Annotated in this window: 19 protein-coding genes; 14 read left to right on the top strand and 5 right to left on the bottom strand. The window is 60.4% G+C overall.

The features are described from left to right. Positions 1-90: 90 nt before the first annotated feature. Positions 91-969 (top strand): DMT family transporter, encoded by an 879-nt coding sequence (locus B8115_RS21040; protein WP_010629838.1) that lies wholly within the window; start codon positions 91-93, stop codon positions 967-969. 8 nt (positions 970-977) lie between these two features. On the opposite strand, the gene B8115_RS21045 is transcribed toward B8115_RS21040, so the two are convergent. Next, the gene (locus B8115_RS21045) at positions 978-1832 is read right to left on the bottom strand and encodes an AraC family transcriptional regulator (protein WP_158409667.1); all 855 of its coding nucleotides are present in this window, start codon (positions 1830-1832) and stop codon (positions 978-980) included. A gap of 105 nt (positions 1833-1937) precedes the next feature. Between B8115_RS21045 and B8115_RS21050 the strand changes: the two genes are divergently transcribed. The 4 genes from B8115_RS21050 to B8115_RS21065 all read left to right on the top strand — a co-directional run bounded on the left by B8115_RS21050 (position 1938) and on the right by B8115_RS21065 (position 4410). Next, entirely contained in the window at positions 1938-3236 is a 1299-nt protein-coding gene (locus B8115_RS21050) for an NAD(P)/FAD-dependent oxidoreductase (protein WP_026038287.1), read from the top strand. A 75-nt stretch (positions 3237-3311) separates the two neighbouring features. After that, positions 3312-3767 carry a carboxymuconolactone decarboxylase family protein gene (locus B8115_RS21055; protein WP_010629841.1) on the top strand — a complete coding sequence of 152 codons (456 nt, stop codon included), beginning with the start codon at positions 3312-3314 and terminating at the stop codon, positions 3765-3767. A gap of 57 nt (positions 3768-3824) precedes the next feature. Then, complete coding sequence (locus B8115_RS21060) at positions 3825-4022, top strand: helix-turn-helix transcriptional regulator (RefSeq protein ID WP_010629842.1); 198 nt, start codon at positions 3825-3827, stop codon at positions 4020-4022. Beyond that, on the top strand, positions 4006-4410 hold the full coding sequence (locus B8115_RS21065) for a hypothetical protein (RefSeq protein ID WP_010629843.1): 405 nt from the start codon (positions 4006-4008) through the stop codon (positions 4408-4410). The genes B8115_RS21060 and B8115_RS21065 overlap by 17 nt, the downstream gene beginning before the upstream one ends. Before the next feature lie 30 nt (positions 4411-4440). Here B8115_RS21065 and B8115_RS21070 read toward each other — a convergent pair whose 3' ends face one another. Then, on the bottom strand, positions 4441-5457 hold the full coding sequence (locus tag B8115_RS21070) for a GlxA family transcriptional regulator (RefSeq protein WP_010629844.1): 1017 nt from the start codon (positions 5455-5457) through the stop codon (positions 4441-4443). A 125-nt stretch (positions 5458-5582) separates the two neighbouring features. On the opposite strand from B8115_RS21070, the gene B8115_RS21075 reads away from it, so the two are divergent. Next, a complete protein-coding gene (locus tag B8115_RS21075) occupies positions 5583-6686 on the top strand; it encodes a class I SAM-dependent methyltransferase (protein ID WP_010629845.1) in 1104 nt (367 codons plus the stop codon). Positions 6687-6711: 25 nt separating this feature from the next. Here the strand turns inward: B8115_RS21075 and B8115_RS21080 are convergent, their stop codons facing one another. Next, positions 6712-7551 (bottom strand): PhzF family phenazine biosynthesis protein, encoded by an 840-nt coding sequence (locus tag B8115_RS21080; protein WP_010629846.1) that lies wholly within the window; start codon positions 7549-7551, stop codon positions 6712-6714. Positions 7552-7719: 168 nt separating this feature from the next. Between B8115_RS21080 and B8115_RS21085 the strand changes: the two genes are divergently transcribed. Continuing rightward, entirely contained in the window at positions 7720-8070 is a 351-nt protein-coding gene (locus tag B8115_RS21085; RefSeq protein ID WP_010629847.1) for a VOC family protein, read from the top strand. A 47-nt stretch (positions 8071-8117) separates the two neighbouring features. Here B8115_RS21085 and B8115_RS21090 read toward each other — a convergent pair whose 3' ends face one another. Beyond that, a complete protein-coding gene (locus B8115_RS21090; protein WP_238539248.1) occupies positions 8118-8711 on the bottom strand; it encodes a TetR/AcrR family transcriptional regulator in 594 nt (197 codons plus the stop codon). A gap of 173 nt (positions 8712-8884) precedes the next feature. Here B8115_RS21090 and B8115_RS21095 point away from each other — a divergent pair, with 173 nt between their 5' ends. From B8115_RS21095 to B8115_RS21125, 7 genes are all read left to right on the top strand, one after another. Continuing rightward, positions 8885-9286 carry a RidA family protein gene (locus B8115_RS21095; RefSeq protein ID WP_010629849.1) on the top strand — a complete coding sequence of 134 codons (402 nt, stop codon included), beginning with the start codon at positions 8885-8887 and terminating at the stop codon, positions 9284-9286. A gap of 186 nt (positions 9287-9472) precedes the next feature. Next, positions 9473-9742: a hypothetical protein gene (locus B8115_RS21100; RefSeq protein WP_010629850.1), complete on the top strand. Its 270-nt coding sequence runs from the start codon at positions 9473-9475 to the stop codon at positions 9740-9742. After that, positions 9732-10301 (top strand): GNAT family N-acetyltransferase, encoded by a 570-nt coding sequence (locus B8115_RS21105; RefSeq protein WP_010629851.1) that lies wholly within the window; start codon positions 9732-9734, stop codon positions 10299-10301. Before B8115_RS21100 ends, B8115_RS21105 begins: the two co-directional genes overlap by 11 nt. A 156-nt stretch (positions 10302-10457) precedes the next feature. Continuing rightward, complete coding sequence (locus B8115_RS21110; RefSeq protein ID WP_010629852.1) at positions 10458-11300, top strand: DUF2235 domain-containing protein; 843 nt, start codon at positions 10458-10460, stop codon at positions 11298-11300. Positions 11301-11739: 439 nt separating this feature from the next. Then, entirely contained in the window at positions 11740-12201 is a 462-nt protein-coding gene (locus B8115_RS21115) for a hypothetical protein (protein ID WP_010629853.1), read from the top strand. Further along, positions 12201-13271, top strand: a complete 1071-nt coding sequence (locus B8115_RS21120; protein ID WP_010629854.1) for a serine/threonine-protein kinase — start codon at positions 12201-12203, stop codon at positions 13269-13271. Before B8115_RS21115 ends, B8115_RS21120 begins: the two co-directional genes overlap by 1 nt. Positions 13272-13290: 19 nt before the next feature. After that, positions 13291-14133: a hypothetical protein gene (locus B8115_RS21125; RefSeq protein WP_010629855.1), complete on the top strand. Its 843-nt coding sequence runs from the start codon at positions 13291-13293 to the stop codon at positions 14131-14133. 219 nt (positions 14134-14352) lie between these two features. Here B8115_RS21125 and B8115_RS21130 read toward each other — a convergent pair whose 3' ends face one another. After that, on the bottom strand, positions 14353-15093 hold the full coding sequence (locus tag B8115_RS21130) for a dienelactone hydrolase family protein (RefSeq protein ID WP_010629856.1): 741 nt from the start codon (positions 15091-15093) through the stop codon (positions 14353-14355). Positions 15094-15175 lie beyond the last annotated feature (82 nt).

The following is a 15175-nucleotide window of genomic DNA, read 5'->3' on the forward strand; positions in this document are numbered from 1 at the left end:
CCAATTGCCATTGCCCAAGTGAAAACGTCCTTATTTAACACATGCCATTGCCGCTTCCTTTCTTCACATAATAAGAAAAAAGGAGCTGTCATGCCGCCGCCGAATGCCACTCTCAATCGGGTTGCCGAGGTCGTCCCACCCCATGTCTGGTTCGGGGTGAGCGCCGTATTCCATTATCTTGGCCCCGCCTTCGCCGTACTGCTCTTCCCTGCCGTTGGCGTACTCGGCGTGGCCTGGTTCCGGATCGCAACGGCAGCCCTGTTCTTCGCCCCCATCACCCGGCCGTGGCGGACGATCCGAAAGGCCGACCCCCGGACGAGGTGGCTGCTACTGGGGCTCGGCGCCTGCCTGGCGATAATGAACACTTCGTTTTATCTCGCTCTCGACCGTCTACCGATGAGCTTGGTGGCAGCCATGGAGTTCGTCGGCACCATCGCCGTCGCCCTCTATGGCCTGCGCACATGCCGCAATCTGCTGGCACTCAGCCTGGCAGTATTGGGCGTCTTGCTACTGGTCGACTTGAGATGGTCTTCCGATCCTTTGGGCCTGTTCTGGGCCACCCTGAATGGGTCCCTCTTCGTTGTCTATCTAGTGCTTGGACACAAGGCGGCCAGGGAAGGCGCCAGTGGCGGCGTCGAGCGCCTGGGAGCAGCCATGGCGATTGCTTTCTTCATTCTCGTGCCCATCGGACTTGTCGAAGCAGCCAAAGCCTTCGGCGTAATTGAGCTGGTGTTGGCGGGTATCGCCGTGGGTATATGCTCCTCCGTCATTCCCTACGTCTCCGACCAACTCGCCATGTCTCGTTTGCCGCGAGCGACTTTTGCCCTTTATCTCGCCATCCTGCCAGCAACAGCCACCGTTATTGCAGCGATCATGCTCGCCCAGATCCCGACCCGTCAGGATCTAGTCGGCATCGCGCTGGTCATGGCCGGCGTGGCCCTGCATATGCCCGCCAAGACATCAGGGTGATCGACGCATTACCCATAACGCCGCCGCACATGGTCGCGATAGCCACCGGGCGTCAGGCCAGTCACGGCCTTGAAGTCGTGGATGAAGTGGGCCTGGTCGAAGTAGCCGGCGGCGAAGGCGGTATCGGTCAGTGACAACCTCGCCCCGCCCTGCTTGATCAGCTCGCGGCTACGGGCGACCCGCAGCAATCGGACATAGCGCTTGGGCGAGAGCCCCACATGTTGCTGGAACAGCCGCTCCAAGCGGCGCTGACCGAACGGCAGCTCAGCCACCAGCGTGGCGATGTTGGCCTGGCCTTGGTGACGCTGCAGCCAGTCGAGGGATGCCGTCAGCGCCGGCACCCGTGGGGCTGCGTGCCGCCGCAACCGCTCGAGTAGATAGCTTTCCAACAGCCCGATGCGCCCCGCCAGATCGGGCGTCTCGAGCAGCCGCTCGTGCAGCGCTTCGAGCTCGAGCCGGCGCAGGGCCTCGCCGGGCGTCAGCTCCCCACTGGCCAAGGCCGCCAGGGGTTCGCCGACGAACGGAAACGCCATGCCCGGCAGGAAGCGTACGCCCAACAGATCGAGTTCGCTCCCCACCGTCAGGCGTGCCGTACGCCGCTTGGGCCCATCTATCCAACAGGTGCCGCGCAGCCGCTCGCCGTTGCGTTCGAGCGTGCCACCGAAGTTGAACAGCAGCCCCGCGGCGCCATCCGGATGCAGCAGTTCTCTGCCTGCCGGTTCTCTGCCTACCGGCTCGCTACCTTCTTGCCCCTGTGCCTGCCAATAGCACTGTACATAGGAACGCAGCGCGGCACTGGGCGTGAAGCGCCGCAGCACAAGGCCGGTGCCACCTGGCGGGTGCAGTTGGGTAGCGTTGCTCATGTTGGAGCCTTCGCGCATAGAAAAAAGTACAACGATTCTCAGCCTCAAGCGGTACAGTAAAGGCACCCATTTCTCAATTGCACATTCATCTTAACGGAGCCTTACATGGAAGGAAGACGAATCTTGGTGGTCGGCGGTGGCGCCGGCGGGCTGGAGCTGGTCACCCGCCTCGGCCGGCGCCTGGGGCGACGCGGCAAGGCGGAAATCACGCTGATCGACCGCAACCCCACCCATATCTGGAAGCCACTGCTGCACGAGGTGGCCACCGGCGCACTCGACTCCAGCATCGACGAGATCTCCTATCAGAGCCATGCCCAGCTGAACGGCTATCGCTTCCAGCGCGGTACCCTCGAAGGACTCGACCGCGAGGCCCGCCAGTTGCGCCTGGCCCCGGTGCTCGACGACCACGGCGAGGAAGTGCTGCCGGCCCGCAGCCTCGACTACGACCTGCTGGTGCTGGCGCTGGGCAGCGTGAGCAACGACTTCGGCACCCCCGGCGTTGCCGATCATTGCCACTTTCTCGACAGCCCGGACCAGGCCGAGGCCTTCCGCCGAGACATGCTCAACACCTTCCTGCGCTACAGCGACCCCGAACGGCGAGAGCATCCGCGGCTCACGGTGGGCATCGTCGGCGCCGGCGCCACCGGCGTGGAGCTGGCGGCGGAGCTCTACGACGCCTCGCGCATGCTGCACAGCTATGGCTTCACCGAGATGGACAGCCGCCAACTGGAGGTCCATCTGATCGAAGCGGCACCCGACGTGCTGCCGGCCCTGCCAGAACGCATTCGCAGCGCCGTGCGCACCGAGCTGGAGCGCCTCGGCGTGAAGGTACATACCGGTACTCGAGTCGTCTGCGTGGAAGGGAACGCCATTGTCACCGCTGACGAAGAGCGTATCGAAACGGACCTCAACGTGTGGGCCGCCGGCATCAAGGCACCCAACGTACTGTGTGAGCTGGGCCTGACCCTGGACCGCAACCAGCGCATCCAGGTGGAGCCGACCCTGCAGAGCGTCGACGACCCCAATATCTTTGTGCTTGGAGATTGCGCCAGCTGCCCCCAGCCGGACGGCAGCGTGGTACCGCCCCGGGCCCAGGCCGCCCATCAGCAGGCCCAGCGGCTCTACAAGAACCTGCTTGCCCGGCTCGAGAACGGCACGCTGAAGCCGTTCCGCTACCGCGACCGTGGCTCGCTGATCTCACTGGCCCACTTTGAGGCCATCGGCAGCCTGATGCGCGGTGCCTCGGCGCGTAGCCTGTTCATCGAGGGGCGCCTGGCCAAGTTCTTCTACGCCTCGCTCTATCGCATGCACCAGCGCGCCATCCACGGCACGGTCAAGACGGCGCTGATCCTGCTCTCGGACGGGCTCAACCGCTTCATCCGCCCGCGCATGAAGCTGCACTGAGGTCGAAAATCTACAATCGAGGCGATAACCGCCGCGCTAGGGTGGGGCTTCCAACTCTCTCGGGGAGCCCCACTCATGCGCATGAACTACTTCTCCGCCAGCCCCGCCGGCCTCAAGGCCATGCTCGACCTGCAGAGCCATGTCCACAAGGCAGCGGAAGCGGGTGAGCTTGGTGACGGCCTATTGACGCTGATCTACACCCGCGTCTCGCAGATCAATGGCTGCGCCTACTGTATCGACATGCACACCAAGGACGCGCGCAAGGCCGGTGAAACCGAGCAGCGGCTGTACGCCCTGAGCGCCTGGCGCGAAACACCCTTCTATACCCCTCGCGAACGCGCCGCCCTGGCCTGGGCCGAGGCCAACACCCTGATCGCCGGAAACGGCATCGACGAGGCCCTTTACGAAGCCACCCGCGAGCACTTCTCCGAGAAGGGAATGGCCGACCTCACTTTGGCGGTCTGCACCATCAACGCCTGGAACCGGCTGGCGATCAGCTTCGCCGCGGAAGCAGGGAACTATCAGCCCTGAGCAACAGAAATGCCAAGCTTGCTTGACAAAAATCAGTATGACAAACAAGCTTGGCATATGCACAACCACATTCGAGCGCTGCGCAAGGCCCAGGGCTTGACCCAGGCAGATCTCGCCGAAGCCATGGGCGTTTCGCGCAATACCATCAACTCCATCGAAGTCGGGCGCTACGTGCCCTCGCTACCGCTGGCCATGCGTCTGGCCCGATTCTTCGGCAAGCCCGTCGAGGAGGTATTCGATGACACAGCATCATGATGCAACCGCCAAGAGCAAACCCGTCCTCATACCCCTTACCGGCGTAGTCCTGGGCGTGACTATGTTCCTCATCTCGTGGCTCGCTGCCGATGCCCCCGGGGTCGGGCTGGTCATGCTCGGCATCATGCTGGGCTATGCCGCGCTGATGCGCTTCGGCCAACGCTTCGAATCCGTCCAGGTGCTCAGCCAGGATCCGCCCTTGGACGAGCGGCATGCACTGATCCAACTGCATGCCCTACGTGCCGCCTACTTCGCCGTGCTCGGCGTGGCGCTGATCGGCTTCTTCTGGGAAATCTCACTCGGCGAGCCCGGTGCCTTCACGCTGATCGCTGCTGTCGGCGGGGCTACCCATATCCTCGCTACCGTGATACTGCGTCGTCGCTTGTGAGCGATGCACTGCCTCTATGGTGAGCTTCGTTCAACCCGACAGCGCCTTGCGCAGCCCGCCAAAGCGACGCCGGTACTGAGCCGGCGTCAGTCCCACCTTGCGCCGGAACAGCCGGCCGAAGAAGGCGCCATCCTCGTAGCCCACCGCCTCGGCGATGGCATCCACGGGGGTGGTTTCGGTCTCCAGCATCTGCTTGGCCTCTTCCAGGCGCAGGGTGTGCACGTATTCCATGGGCGTCAGGCCGGTGGCCTTCCTGAAGCGGCGGTGAAAGCTGCGCTCGCTCAACCCGGAAACCTCGATCAACGAGGCCACCGGAGAGGGTTCGTCGTAGTGTTCGGCCACCCAGGTCTGACAGCGGGCGATAACGGCATCCTCGGCCTGGCGTGTGCGGGCGAGCATGGCAAAGGGAAGCTGGCCGGCGGCGTGCCAGTCGATCAGGAACAGCTTGGCGAGGTGCATCGCCTCATCGACACTCGCCAGGCGGGCGACGAGATAGAGCGCCAGGTCGCTCCACGAGGTTCCCCCACCCGCCATGACCAGGCGGCTACCGGTGCCGCCGATCACCAGGGCGCGATGCGGGTGTACTCGCACGTCCGGATAGCGCCCCAGCACGTCGCAGTAGGCCCAGTGGGTGGTGGCGTCCTCGCCACGCAGTAATCCCGACTCCGCCAACAGCAGGGCGCCCGAGCAGGCAGTCGCCAGAATGGCCCCTTCGGCATGGCAGCGCTTGAGCCACGCGACTTCCTCGTTGTAACGCCCCTCGATCACCGCTTCGGGCGGCAGCATGATCTCAGGGATACACACCACGTCGGGTACCCAGTCCAGGCCAGCGTCGGGAACGATGCGCACGCCATTGGCGATGGTCAATTCACGCTTGCCGGAGCGAGCGACCACCTGCGGCACGAACAACGACTCACCGGCCTTGCCCTCGATCAGAGCGGGCCAGTCGCGTCCCGCCGAGGCAAAGACATCGTAAACCCCGTAGAGGGTGGAAGCCGCCACTTCGGGAATCGCCAGCAGCGCGATGGTGGGTTTGTGCGTCGACATGGCGGAAACCGCCGGTTTTTGTCCGTAGGGACTTCAGTGTAACCCAACCGTGAGCGCCACAATGGAATCTCCGCAGCACCAACGACGCCCTAACGAATCACTAACAACAACTCAGGAGACACCCCATGACAGCCCAAGCCCAAGCCCAAGTCCAAGCTCCCGTCGCTATCGACGCCTCCCGCGTCGCCGGCTTCGAGAGCCGCTTCGTCACCGCGCTCAACGAAGCCGCCATGCTGCAGCTGATCTCGCTGGCTCATCGCAGCGGCCTGCTCGACCATCTGGCCGACGGCGAGCCGGTCACCCGCAGTGAACTTGCCGCCAAGGCAAAACTCAATGAGCGCTACGTACGCGAGTGGCTGGGCGGCGCCACGGTCGCCGCCCTGGTCGAGCACGACCCGCAGACCCTGACCTATCGACTGCCTCCCGAGCACGCCGCGCTGCTGACCGACAGTGGCGAAGCCAATCTCGCCGTATTCGCCCAGTACCTGCCTTTGATGGGCCAGGTGGAGGACGACGTGCTGGAATGCTTCCATCACGGCGGCGGCGTGCCCTATACACGCTATGCCCGCTTCCACGAAGTCATGGCCGAGGACAGCGGCCAGACCGTGCTGCCCGTGCTGTTCGACGCCATTCTGCCCCTGGCGCCGGAACTCCCGGCAAGACTGGAGCAGGGCATCGACGTGCTCGATCTCGGCTGCGGTCGCGGCCTGGCGCTGATGAAACTCGCCGAACGCTTCCCCGCCAGTCGCTTTACCGGCTACGACCTCTCCCGGGAGGCCATCGGCTGGGCGACAGAGCGTGCCGCACGGCGAGGGCTCGGCAACCTGAGCTTCGAGGAGCGCGACCTCAGCGATTTCGACCTCACGGCGCCGGCCCAACGCTACGACCTGGTCACGACCTTCGATGCCATTCACGACCAGGCTCACCCGCTGAACCTGCTCAAGGGTGTTCGTCGCACCCTGCGCCAGGGCGGCGTCTACCTGGCCCAGGACATCCACTCATCGAGCCACCACCACGGCGACCGCGACCACCCGATGGGGACGCTGCTCTATACCCTATCGATCATGCACTGCATGAGCGTTTCCCTCGCCCAGGGCGGCGAGGGGCTGGGAACCATGTGGGGCCGGGAGAAGGCTCGGGAATACTTCGGCAAGGCCGGCTTCGGCGGCATCGAGGTCCACCAGCTGCCCCACGACATCCAGAACGACTACTGGGTGCTCAGGCCGTAAGCGACCGTCGACGATCGGGCTCGGCTCAGCCTTCCAGACTCACGGCCTGCCCGGTCACCACGATGCCGCCTGAAAGGGGAATGTCCACCTGCAGGCGGCTGGGCCGGCCCATCGTCTCGCCCTGAATGATGATCAGCTGAGCGGGCGCCTGAAGCAGACCGGCATCGCGCAGGTAACCGCCCAGCGCCGCTGCCGCCGCCCCGGTGGCGGGGTCTTCCACCACACCGCCCACCGGGAACGGATCGCGGGCATGGAAGCGCCCCTCGCTCTCACGCCACACCAGCTGCAGCGTGGTCAGGCCCTCACGCAGCATCAGCGCCTTGAGCCGTTCGAAGTCGTACTCGAGCCGCTCGAGGCGTGCCCGCTCCTTGCACGCCAGCACCAGGTGCCAGGCCCCGGCGTAGGCCCGCGCGGGGGGAATATCGAGATCGAGTTCATCGGCCTGCCAACCGAGCAGCTCGCGCGCCTCCTCGACCAGCTCGGGCTCGGCGGGGCGAAACTCCGGTGTCACCGACACCAGCGAGGCCTGCCACTCCCCTTCCACCTGGTTGACGGTGACCATCACCTCGCCCACCGCCGTATCCAGCATGTAGCTACCCGCTCCGCTCAGCCGGCCCATCTGCACGCCGCCGGCCACCGTGGCATGGCCACAGAAGCTCACCTCCGCCTCGGGGCTGTAGTAGCGCACCGTGCGCCGCTCACCCTCGGCCGGGGCAATGAAGGCGGTTTCGGAATAGCCCACCTCGGCGGCGATACGCTGCATCTCCGCCGGCTCGGGCAGCGCCTCGCCCAGCCACACCCCAGCGGGGTTGCCGCCGCTCGGGTCATCGGTAAAGGCCGCAAGACGATAGAGAGTGCCGCTCATGGAAAGCTCCTCATCACGCAAGCTCCTCGGGGTGGAAAGACGCCCGAACAGTACGGGCCGAAGGAAAGAATAGAACAGGTAGCACAATGGTGAAGCGACTATGTTTAAGCCTTTCGCAGCCGGCATCGGCAGCACTCACAACACACAACAAGACACCCCGAGGCGATCATGAAAGTGAAACGCATCATGGCCAACACGGCGACAGAGAAGCTCGACAAGGCAGCGGCATTTTACGGCGACATCCTGGGCCTCGACCTGCTCATGGACCACGGCTGGTTCCGCACCTACGGCTCGGACGCCAAGATGACAGTGCAGGTGAGCTTCGGCATCGAAGGCGGTTCCGGCACGCCCGTGCCCGATCTCTCCATCGAAGTCGACGATATCGAAGCGGCACTGGCCCGCTTCGAGAAAGCGAGCGTACCCATCGAGTACGGCCCCGTCAGCGAGCCCTGGGGCGTGCGACGCTTCTACGTTCGCGACCCCTTCGGGAAACTCATCAACGTCTTGCAGCATGTGTGAGTGAATTGCCCAGCCAGGCATCGGCCTGTCTGGCTCGTCTTGTGGCCTCACCCCCCGGCTTGCAGCAAGCCCGTCGCGAGCTGGCGGAACGCCTCCACGGCTTTCGGCAGTACGGCGTGCGGCTCATCGGCGGCGGCAATCCACAGGGCGGCGTTGAGTGCCGCACCGTTGATCAGGCGCGCGGCGGCTTCCGCATCCACCGGCTTGACCGTGCCTTCATCGATCAGCGCCTGAATGGTCTGCGTGGTACGTAGCAGGCAGGCGTTCTGGTTGGGCCATTGCGAGGGGTCGCCAAGCACCGCCGGGCCATCCAGCAGCATGATGCGCTGAACTTCCGGCTCCAGCGCCATCTCGATATAGGCCACACCCTCTTCGAGCAACCCTTCCCAGCGGCTTGCCGCGCGGGCCTGAACGACCAGCATGCGCTCTACCATCTCCTGGTCGATCTGATCGACCACCGCTTGCATCAGACCCTGCTTGCCGCCGAAGTTGTGATACAGCGCCCCGCGGGTCAACCCGGCCTCGGCGGTCAGCTCATCCATCGAGGCCGCTGCATAGCCCTTGGTCGCGAAGGCCTCTCGGGCAGCCCGAATGAGCTTGGCCCGGGTTTCCTCCATCTTCTGCGCACGTTTCGTCGCCACGCCTTCTCCTCACGCTCACTCTTCAAATTTCGCATACGCGTCGTATGTGTATTGACATACGCCACGTATGCGACCAGCATAATTCACATACGGCCCGTATATCAATGCCGGCCGGGTAAAGGAAAACCCGGCTTGGCGACACCAGTCACCGGATTCAGAACCGGAGTAGAACGATGGCCAAACGCGATGCAGTTTTCCCTGCCGGAAGGCAGGCACTCTATGAGATCAACCGCTACTCGGCGGCAATCCGCTCGGGCGACTTCCTGTTCGTCTCGGGCCAGGTCGGTAGCCGCGAGGACGGCTCTCCCGAGCCGGATTTCGAAAACCAGGTTCAGCTCGCCTTCGACAACCTCTCGGCCGTTCTCGCAGCTGCCGGCTGCACCTTCGACGATATCGTCGACGTCACCACCTTCCATACCGATCCCGCTGCCCAGTGGGAGGCGATCGACAGAGTTCGCACCAAGGCAATCGGCGAACCGCCCTACCCCAACTGGACCGCCGTCGGCGTCAACTGGCTGGCGGGCTTCGACTTCGAAATCAAGGTGATCGCCCGGATTCCACAGCCGGCCGCATAACCACGGCATCACCCGGCAGCCCATCGCCCTGGCAAGGCGATGGGCTGCCAACGGGAGAGCCCGCAAAATTGCGCACCCCAGCCTGCTCAACAATACTGCGCCAATACCGCAGCGTGCACCCAACCGATGCCACCAGGCCGTCACGTGAGGAGCCGGACGGCTAGCGGACACCCTATGGAGGCACCCATGGATGAAGACCTCGAACGAATGACCCGCGAGGAGCTGATCGACGAAGCCAAACGGCTCCGCCAAGGCATCCGCGAACACCGAGATTGCAGCGGACACGACCTGTGCTGGCACCATCCGGCACTGTGGGCCTTACTGCCCGACAAGACAGACCCGGTTCCCGTGGTGCCCGAATGGCCGGAGTTCATCAAAGGCTGCATCAAGTACCGACAATCGCTGGACGAACAGGCGCCCAACTCACCGCGCTCGAATGTCTCATATGATGAGTGAGACGCCCAGCAATCAAGGCCACACCATGCTTCCCTCACGTATCGAAACGGAGCGGCTTGTCCTGCGGGAACCCCGCCCCACCGATGGGCCGCTCCTGTATCAGGCGTACACGACCGATGCGGAAGTCACCCGCTACTTGATCTGGCGCCCACACCAGGCACTCGCCGAGACGCAGCAATTCATCGATGCCTGCATAAAGGGCTGGCAAGCGCGCACTCACTTCCCCTACGTCCTGACCTTGCAGCGTGAAGAGCACGAACCTATCGGCATGCTGGATGCCCGGCCACGGGGACATATTGTCGATGTGGGCTATGTGCTGGCACGCCGCTATTGGCAGCGCGGCCTCATGCCAGAAGCACTCACGACACTGACCGAGCTCTGCCTGGCTCTGCCCGATACATATCGCGTTCAGGCCACCTGCGATGTGGATAATCTGGCTTCTGCCCGCCTGCTGGAAAAGTGCGGCTTTCACCGAGAAGGCCGCCTCGAGCGCTACGTGGTGCACCCCAACCTGGGAGCTGAACCCCGGGCCTGCTTCATGTATGCACGGTGCCGCTGAAAGAAAGGATCCTCGCCCTTCGTTGTAAGCCCTCTGCCACACCTGTGTAAGCCATAACGTCAATTCATAAGACTCAGGTCAGTTTTCGGTCAATTCGCGTAGCGAGACTGAAACATCGTGATTACGTTTGTAATAGTCACGCAGGGAGGGAGCAGGATGAAACGCATCGTCATCTGCGCCGATGGCACCTGGCAATGCGCCGAGAGCGAGAACCCCACACACGTATTGCGCCTGGCACGCGGCATTGCCCCCTGCTGCCAGGCCGACACCAAGCAAGTCGTCTACTACGACCAGGGCGTGGGCACCGAAGGCGACCGCATTCGCGGTGGCGCTACCGGCGCCGGCATCGACAAGAACATCATGGATTGCTATCGCTTCGTCGTGCACAACTACGAGCCCGGCGATCAGCTCTTCCTGTTCGGCTTCAGCCGCGGCGCCTACACCGTTCGCTCCCTGGCGGGCCTGATACGCAACTGCGGCTTGCTCCGGCGCGAGTGCGCCGAGAGAGTCAGCGAGGCCTACGAGCTCTATCGTCAACGTCCCAAGAGTTCCGCCCCCGGTGGGAGCAAGGCCACGGACTTTCGCCGCAAGCATGCCGTAGCCGACAAGACCGAGATCGAATTCATCGGCGTGTGGGACACCGTCGGCTCGCTGGGCATACCCGCCCCGTTCCTCGGCACCTTGGGCACCTCCCGCTACCTGTTCCACGATACCGAACCCAGTAGCATCATCCGCCACGCCCGCCATGCCGTTTCCATCGACGAGAACCGCCAGGACTTCGAGCCAACCCTGTGGACACCCAAGCTCGGTATCGACCTGAAACAGGTATGGTTCGCCGGCGTGCACACCGATGTCGGCGGCGGCTACGAAAAGCGCGAACTCGGCGACTTCGCCGGGAAGTGGATGGCCAGCGAAGCCGAAAGCTGCGGGCTAGCCCTGGAACCGCACTTCCACAGCGCCCTCAACCCGCGCCATACCGGCATCCAGCACAACGAGTAAAAGGCTTCTACCGCGTGATGCGCCGCTCACAGCAACGCACACTGGAGCCCTGCGTGCACCGAAGCGTGCGCCAGCGCTGGGACGACCCGCACTTCACCTACAAGAGCCCAGCGTTGAAACAGTTGCTCGATTCGGTGGGTGGAGATTGGGATAAGGTGGAGTTGGTGGGGTGAAGGAGGATAGGCACATAGAGAAGGTGGCTGGTTTCGACCCGAAGTGGACTTTGCAGCAAAGGCGGCATGCTCGTTCATCCTTGTTATGTGACATGCGCGGTGACTGGTGCTATATAGCCGAGCCATTCTTAATGCTTATATTCTTCAATGGGTTAGGAGGAAAGTGCCGTGCAGTATAACATTGATGAACGTGCATGCGCGTCCATCCGATATCAGACCGTGCGGTCTAATACCTGCTAGATCATAAACACAATAAGGAGGCCTGCATGAAGGTGCTTGGAATTAGAACTGCACCAAAGCAATTGAGATTTGCGTTGTTAGACTCTGACGGGACCAACATCGATTTCCTAAACCAAAACTCTGAACACATAATCAAGGTGCCAGCTGGCGTAACGGAAGTCGAGGACATAATCCATTGGCAGAAATCGGAGGTCGACAGAATACTCAGGCAAAATCAGGACATTGACCTGGTAGCGATCAAGACCAGCGAATATGCTCGAAGCGATACCAAATCAACTCGCCTGGCTTCGTATCTTGACGCCGCAGTTTTGCTGGCCTCTAAGGATGCGAACATCCCGGTCTGTACACGTCTTTACAGCCAAATCGGCGCCAAGAGAACAAATGTCAAGGAGCGCGCCGAGTCTAAAGTTGGTTCTACGGATAAATATTGGAACGAACAAATCGCTGACGCAATCATGGTAGCTTGGGCGTTGAGAGGAGGAGTCTAGTGCCAGCACCGAAGTTCAATGCAGGAGACCAGCTGTATAAGTACCAATTACAGCATCACATTGGCGGCGGACATTTCGGAGAAGTGTGGCTCGCGCATGACCTCACTTTGGCTAGGGACGTTGCCATAAAGATTCTAGATGAAAGTATGGCTCCGGTGGCGGAGCACTTGAACGAAGCGAAAGTCGGAAATAGGCTTGAGCACGCGAACGTGATCCACGTTCACTATGCGGATGTTGTCACAACTCCATCTGGCAATGTTGTGGTAATTGCTATGGATTATCACCCAAATGGATCTGCTACTACACAGTTAAATCCGTCGAACTTTATGCCAATGACCGAGGCAATCAGGATTACCATCGACATACTCCGAGGGCTTGAGTACCTCCATGAGTCAGGTCTTTTTCACAACGATGTAAAACCTTCCAACATACTTATTGGCCCAAGGGGCGAGGGGATTCTGACGGATTATGGAATTTCGTGTGCCTCACCAGGGTTAAAACCGGCGAAGGCGCCAAATGCATACGTTCTTCATAAGGCGCCAGAGACGATTGCAACTGGCAATATCACTCTATTGACTGACATATACCAAGTGGGGCTAACGTTATTCAGGTTACTGAACGGTATCGGAAGCATTCGCGATTTACGCAGCAGCGTTGGAAATGCAAAGTTCGAAGAGCTAAAAGCAAAAGGTAAACTACCAAGAAAGCAGGACTACTTGCCATTCATTCCTCCATCGGTAGCTAGAGTCATCGCAAAGGCCACTAAAGCTGACCCTGCCGACAGATTTCAATCAGCACTGGACATGCGGCGAGCACTCGAAGCAATCGCTCTAGGTGGATATTGGACGACCGACGCCACAGGAGATTATCTTGGTGTTTCACGCAACCAAACATTTCGTTTTTCTCAGGAAAAGAATAATCATGGATACAAGTTCGATGCATTTCGCACCCGACTTGAAAGCGGCAATGAAACTCGCATAGCAAAGATGTCTGACTCAAAGCTAACTAGTGACGAGCTAAAAAAGCACAGGAAATCGTTCATGCTTTCGGTAGTAAATGGCGAGCTGTGATCTAACAAAAGGAAAAACCATGGGCGGACTAAAAGATAAACACCTGGAAGAGCAAGAAGACCGTTATATACGCCTTGCGGATGCGCTCGACATTTCATGGGATGAGCTAATTTCATTGGACTATGAGCTATCTGCAAATATTTCTAAAGATGGTCTTGTTTATGGGTACGTGGTAACGTTTGACAAAGATAACGACAAGGAGATATTAGCAAAGATCCCTTATCTAGATCGAAACTTGACAGTTAGTCTATCACCATGGGCGCTAGAACGAAGCGCTGATGATGAGTATGAGCTGGGTGCGATTTTTGATAACGTAGAATATAAGGATAGATTTTTTACCGAACTCGAAAATATTGATAAGCTTCGCGATCTGAACATTGATGATCCAGGGCTTAGAGAGCTACTTCTAAGACAACTTTTTATTAGCATAATTGGCACTCTTGAAACTTACCTATCTGACGCATTCATTAACAAAACCCTGTCATCTGAGATTTACTTAGAAAATTTTGTTGCCACGCACCCTGAATTTAAAAAACAGAAGATCACCGTTAGCGACGTTTTTACCACAGCAAGAAATATGAGGGAAAAAGCAAAAACAATTATGGTTGGCACTATTTATCACAAACTACCTGCGGTCAAAGAAATGTATCAGCAAACGTTCGGCATAGAATTTCCTGATATTTCTATAATGCAGAGGTTTGTGACACAGAGGCATGACTTGGTACATCGCAACGGAAAAACAATTAATGGCGATATGGTACTTATTGATGATGGAGTGATTGAAGCGCTTAATTCTTCGGCGAAACAGATGGTAAATTCTATTTCAGATGCCCTTCAAGAAGAAGATACTCTTCCCTTTTGAGAAAAAATAAAATGCAACCTTTACCCAAGGGTGACAAACTACCCTCTGCTCTCATTGTTTACCGTGTGTAGAGGTGGGCGCCACATTAACTAAAGCCAAACGTCCGCTGCTGGCCGAAAGAAGACACAAGCTGATAACCAGCCCCCCTACTCCTTAACCAAAGATACCTCTCCCCCACCGCGGCCCCGCCTCCTGAGGCAGCTGATACCACAACTCCCTCTACAACACCTCTCCCAACAACATCGCCAACCGCTTGTGATGCAGCGCATCGGCGGTTGCGTCGTAGCTGGGGGCGTCCTTGGCCGTGAAGCCGTGAGCGGACCCTTTGTAGAGTTCAGTGGTGAAGTGCACGCCGGCTTTGGCCAGGGCTTCGTCCAGGCGGGCGATCTGGTCGGGGGGTAGCAGTTCGTCCTTGTCGGCGTGGCCGAGATAGACGCGCCCTTCGATGCTGCCGACTACGTGCACGAGGCTGTTCGGATCGCCGGCGGTGGCCAGGTTGGCCGAGTGGAAGCCGGCTGCGGCGGCAACGCGGTCAGGGTGTTCGGCTGCCATACGCAGCGCGGTGGCGCCAGTCATGCAGTAACCCACCACGCCTATCTTGCCATCCGCGAACTCGGGCTCGTCATCGATGCATTTCAGCAGCGCGGCGAAGTCGCGGGACTGCGCTTCGGGCGTGAGCTGGCCGGCATAGCCGAACAGCGTCGGGCGCACGTCCGGGTCGCGGAAGGATTTGCCTTCCGGCACGACGGTGCCACGCGCACTGCGGTAGTAAACGTTGGGCATCAATACGGCGTAGCCGTTGTCCGCCACCTGCTGGGCCTTCTCGTGATAGCAAGGGCGCAGGCCGCCGATATCGGTGAACAGCACCACGGCCGGCAGCGGGCTTTCGGCGCGCTCGGGCGTGAACACATAAGCGTCGATGGTGCCGTCGGCAGCGGGGATTTCGATGGCGCGAGACATGAGCGAGCTCCGGTTGTCGATAGGCGGGGTATCATCGTGGCAAATGCCATCATGGTTGCACGGTGCCAGAAGTTGCCGCAGC

Origin of the sequence: Halomonas sp. KM-1 (assembly GCF_000246875.1) — a bacterium.
GTDB lineage: Bacteria > Pseudomonadota > Gammaproteobacteria > Pseudomonadales > Halomonadaceae > Halomonas > Halomonas aerodenitrificans.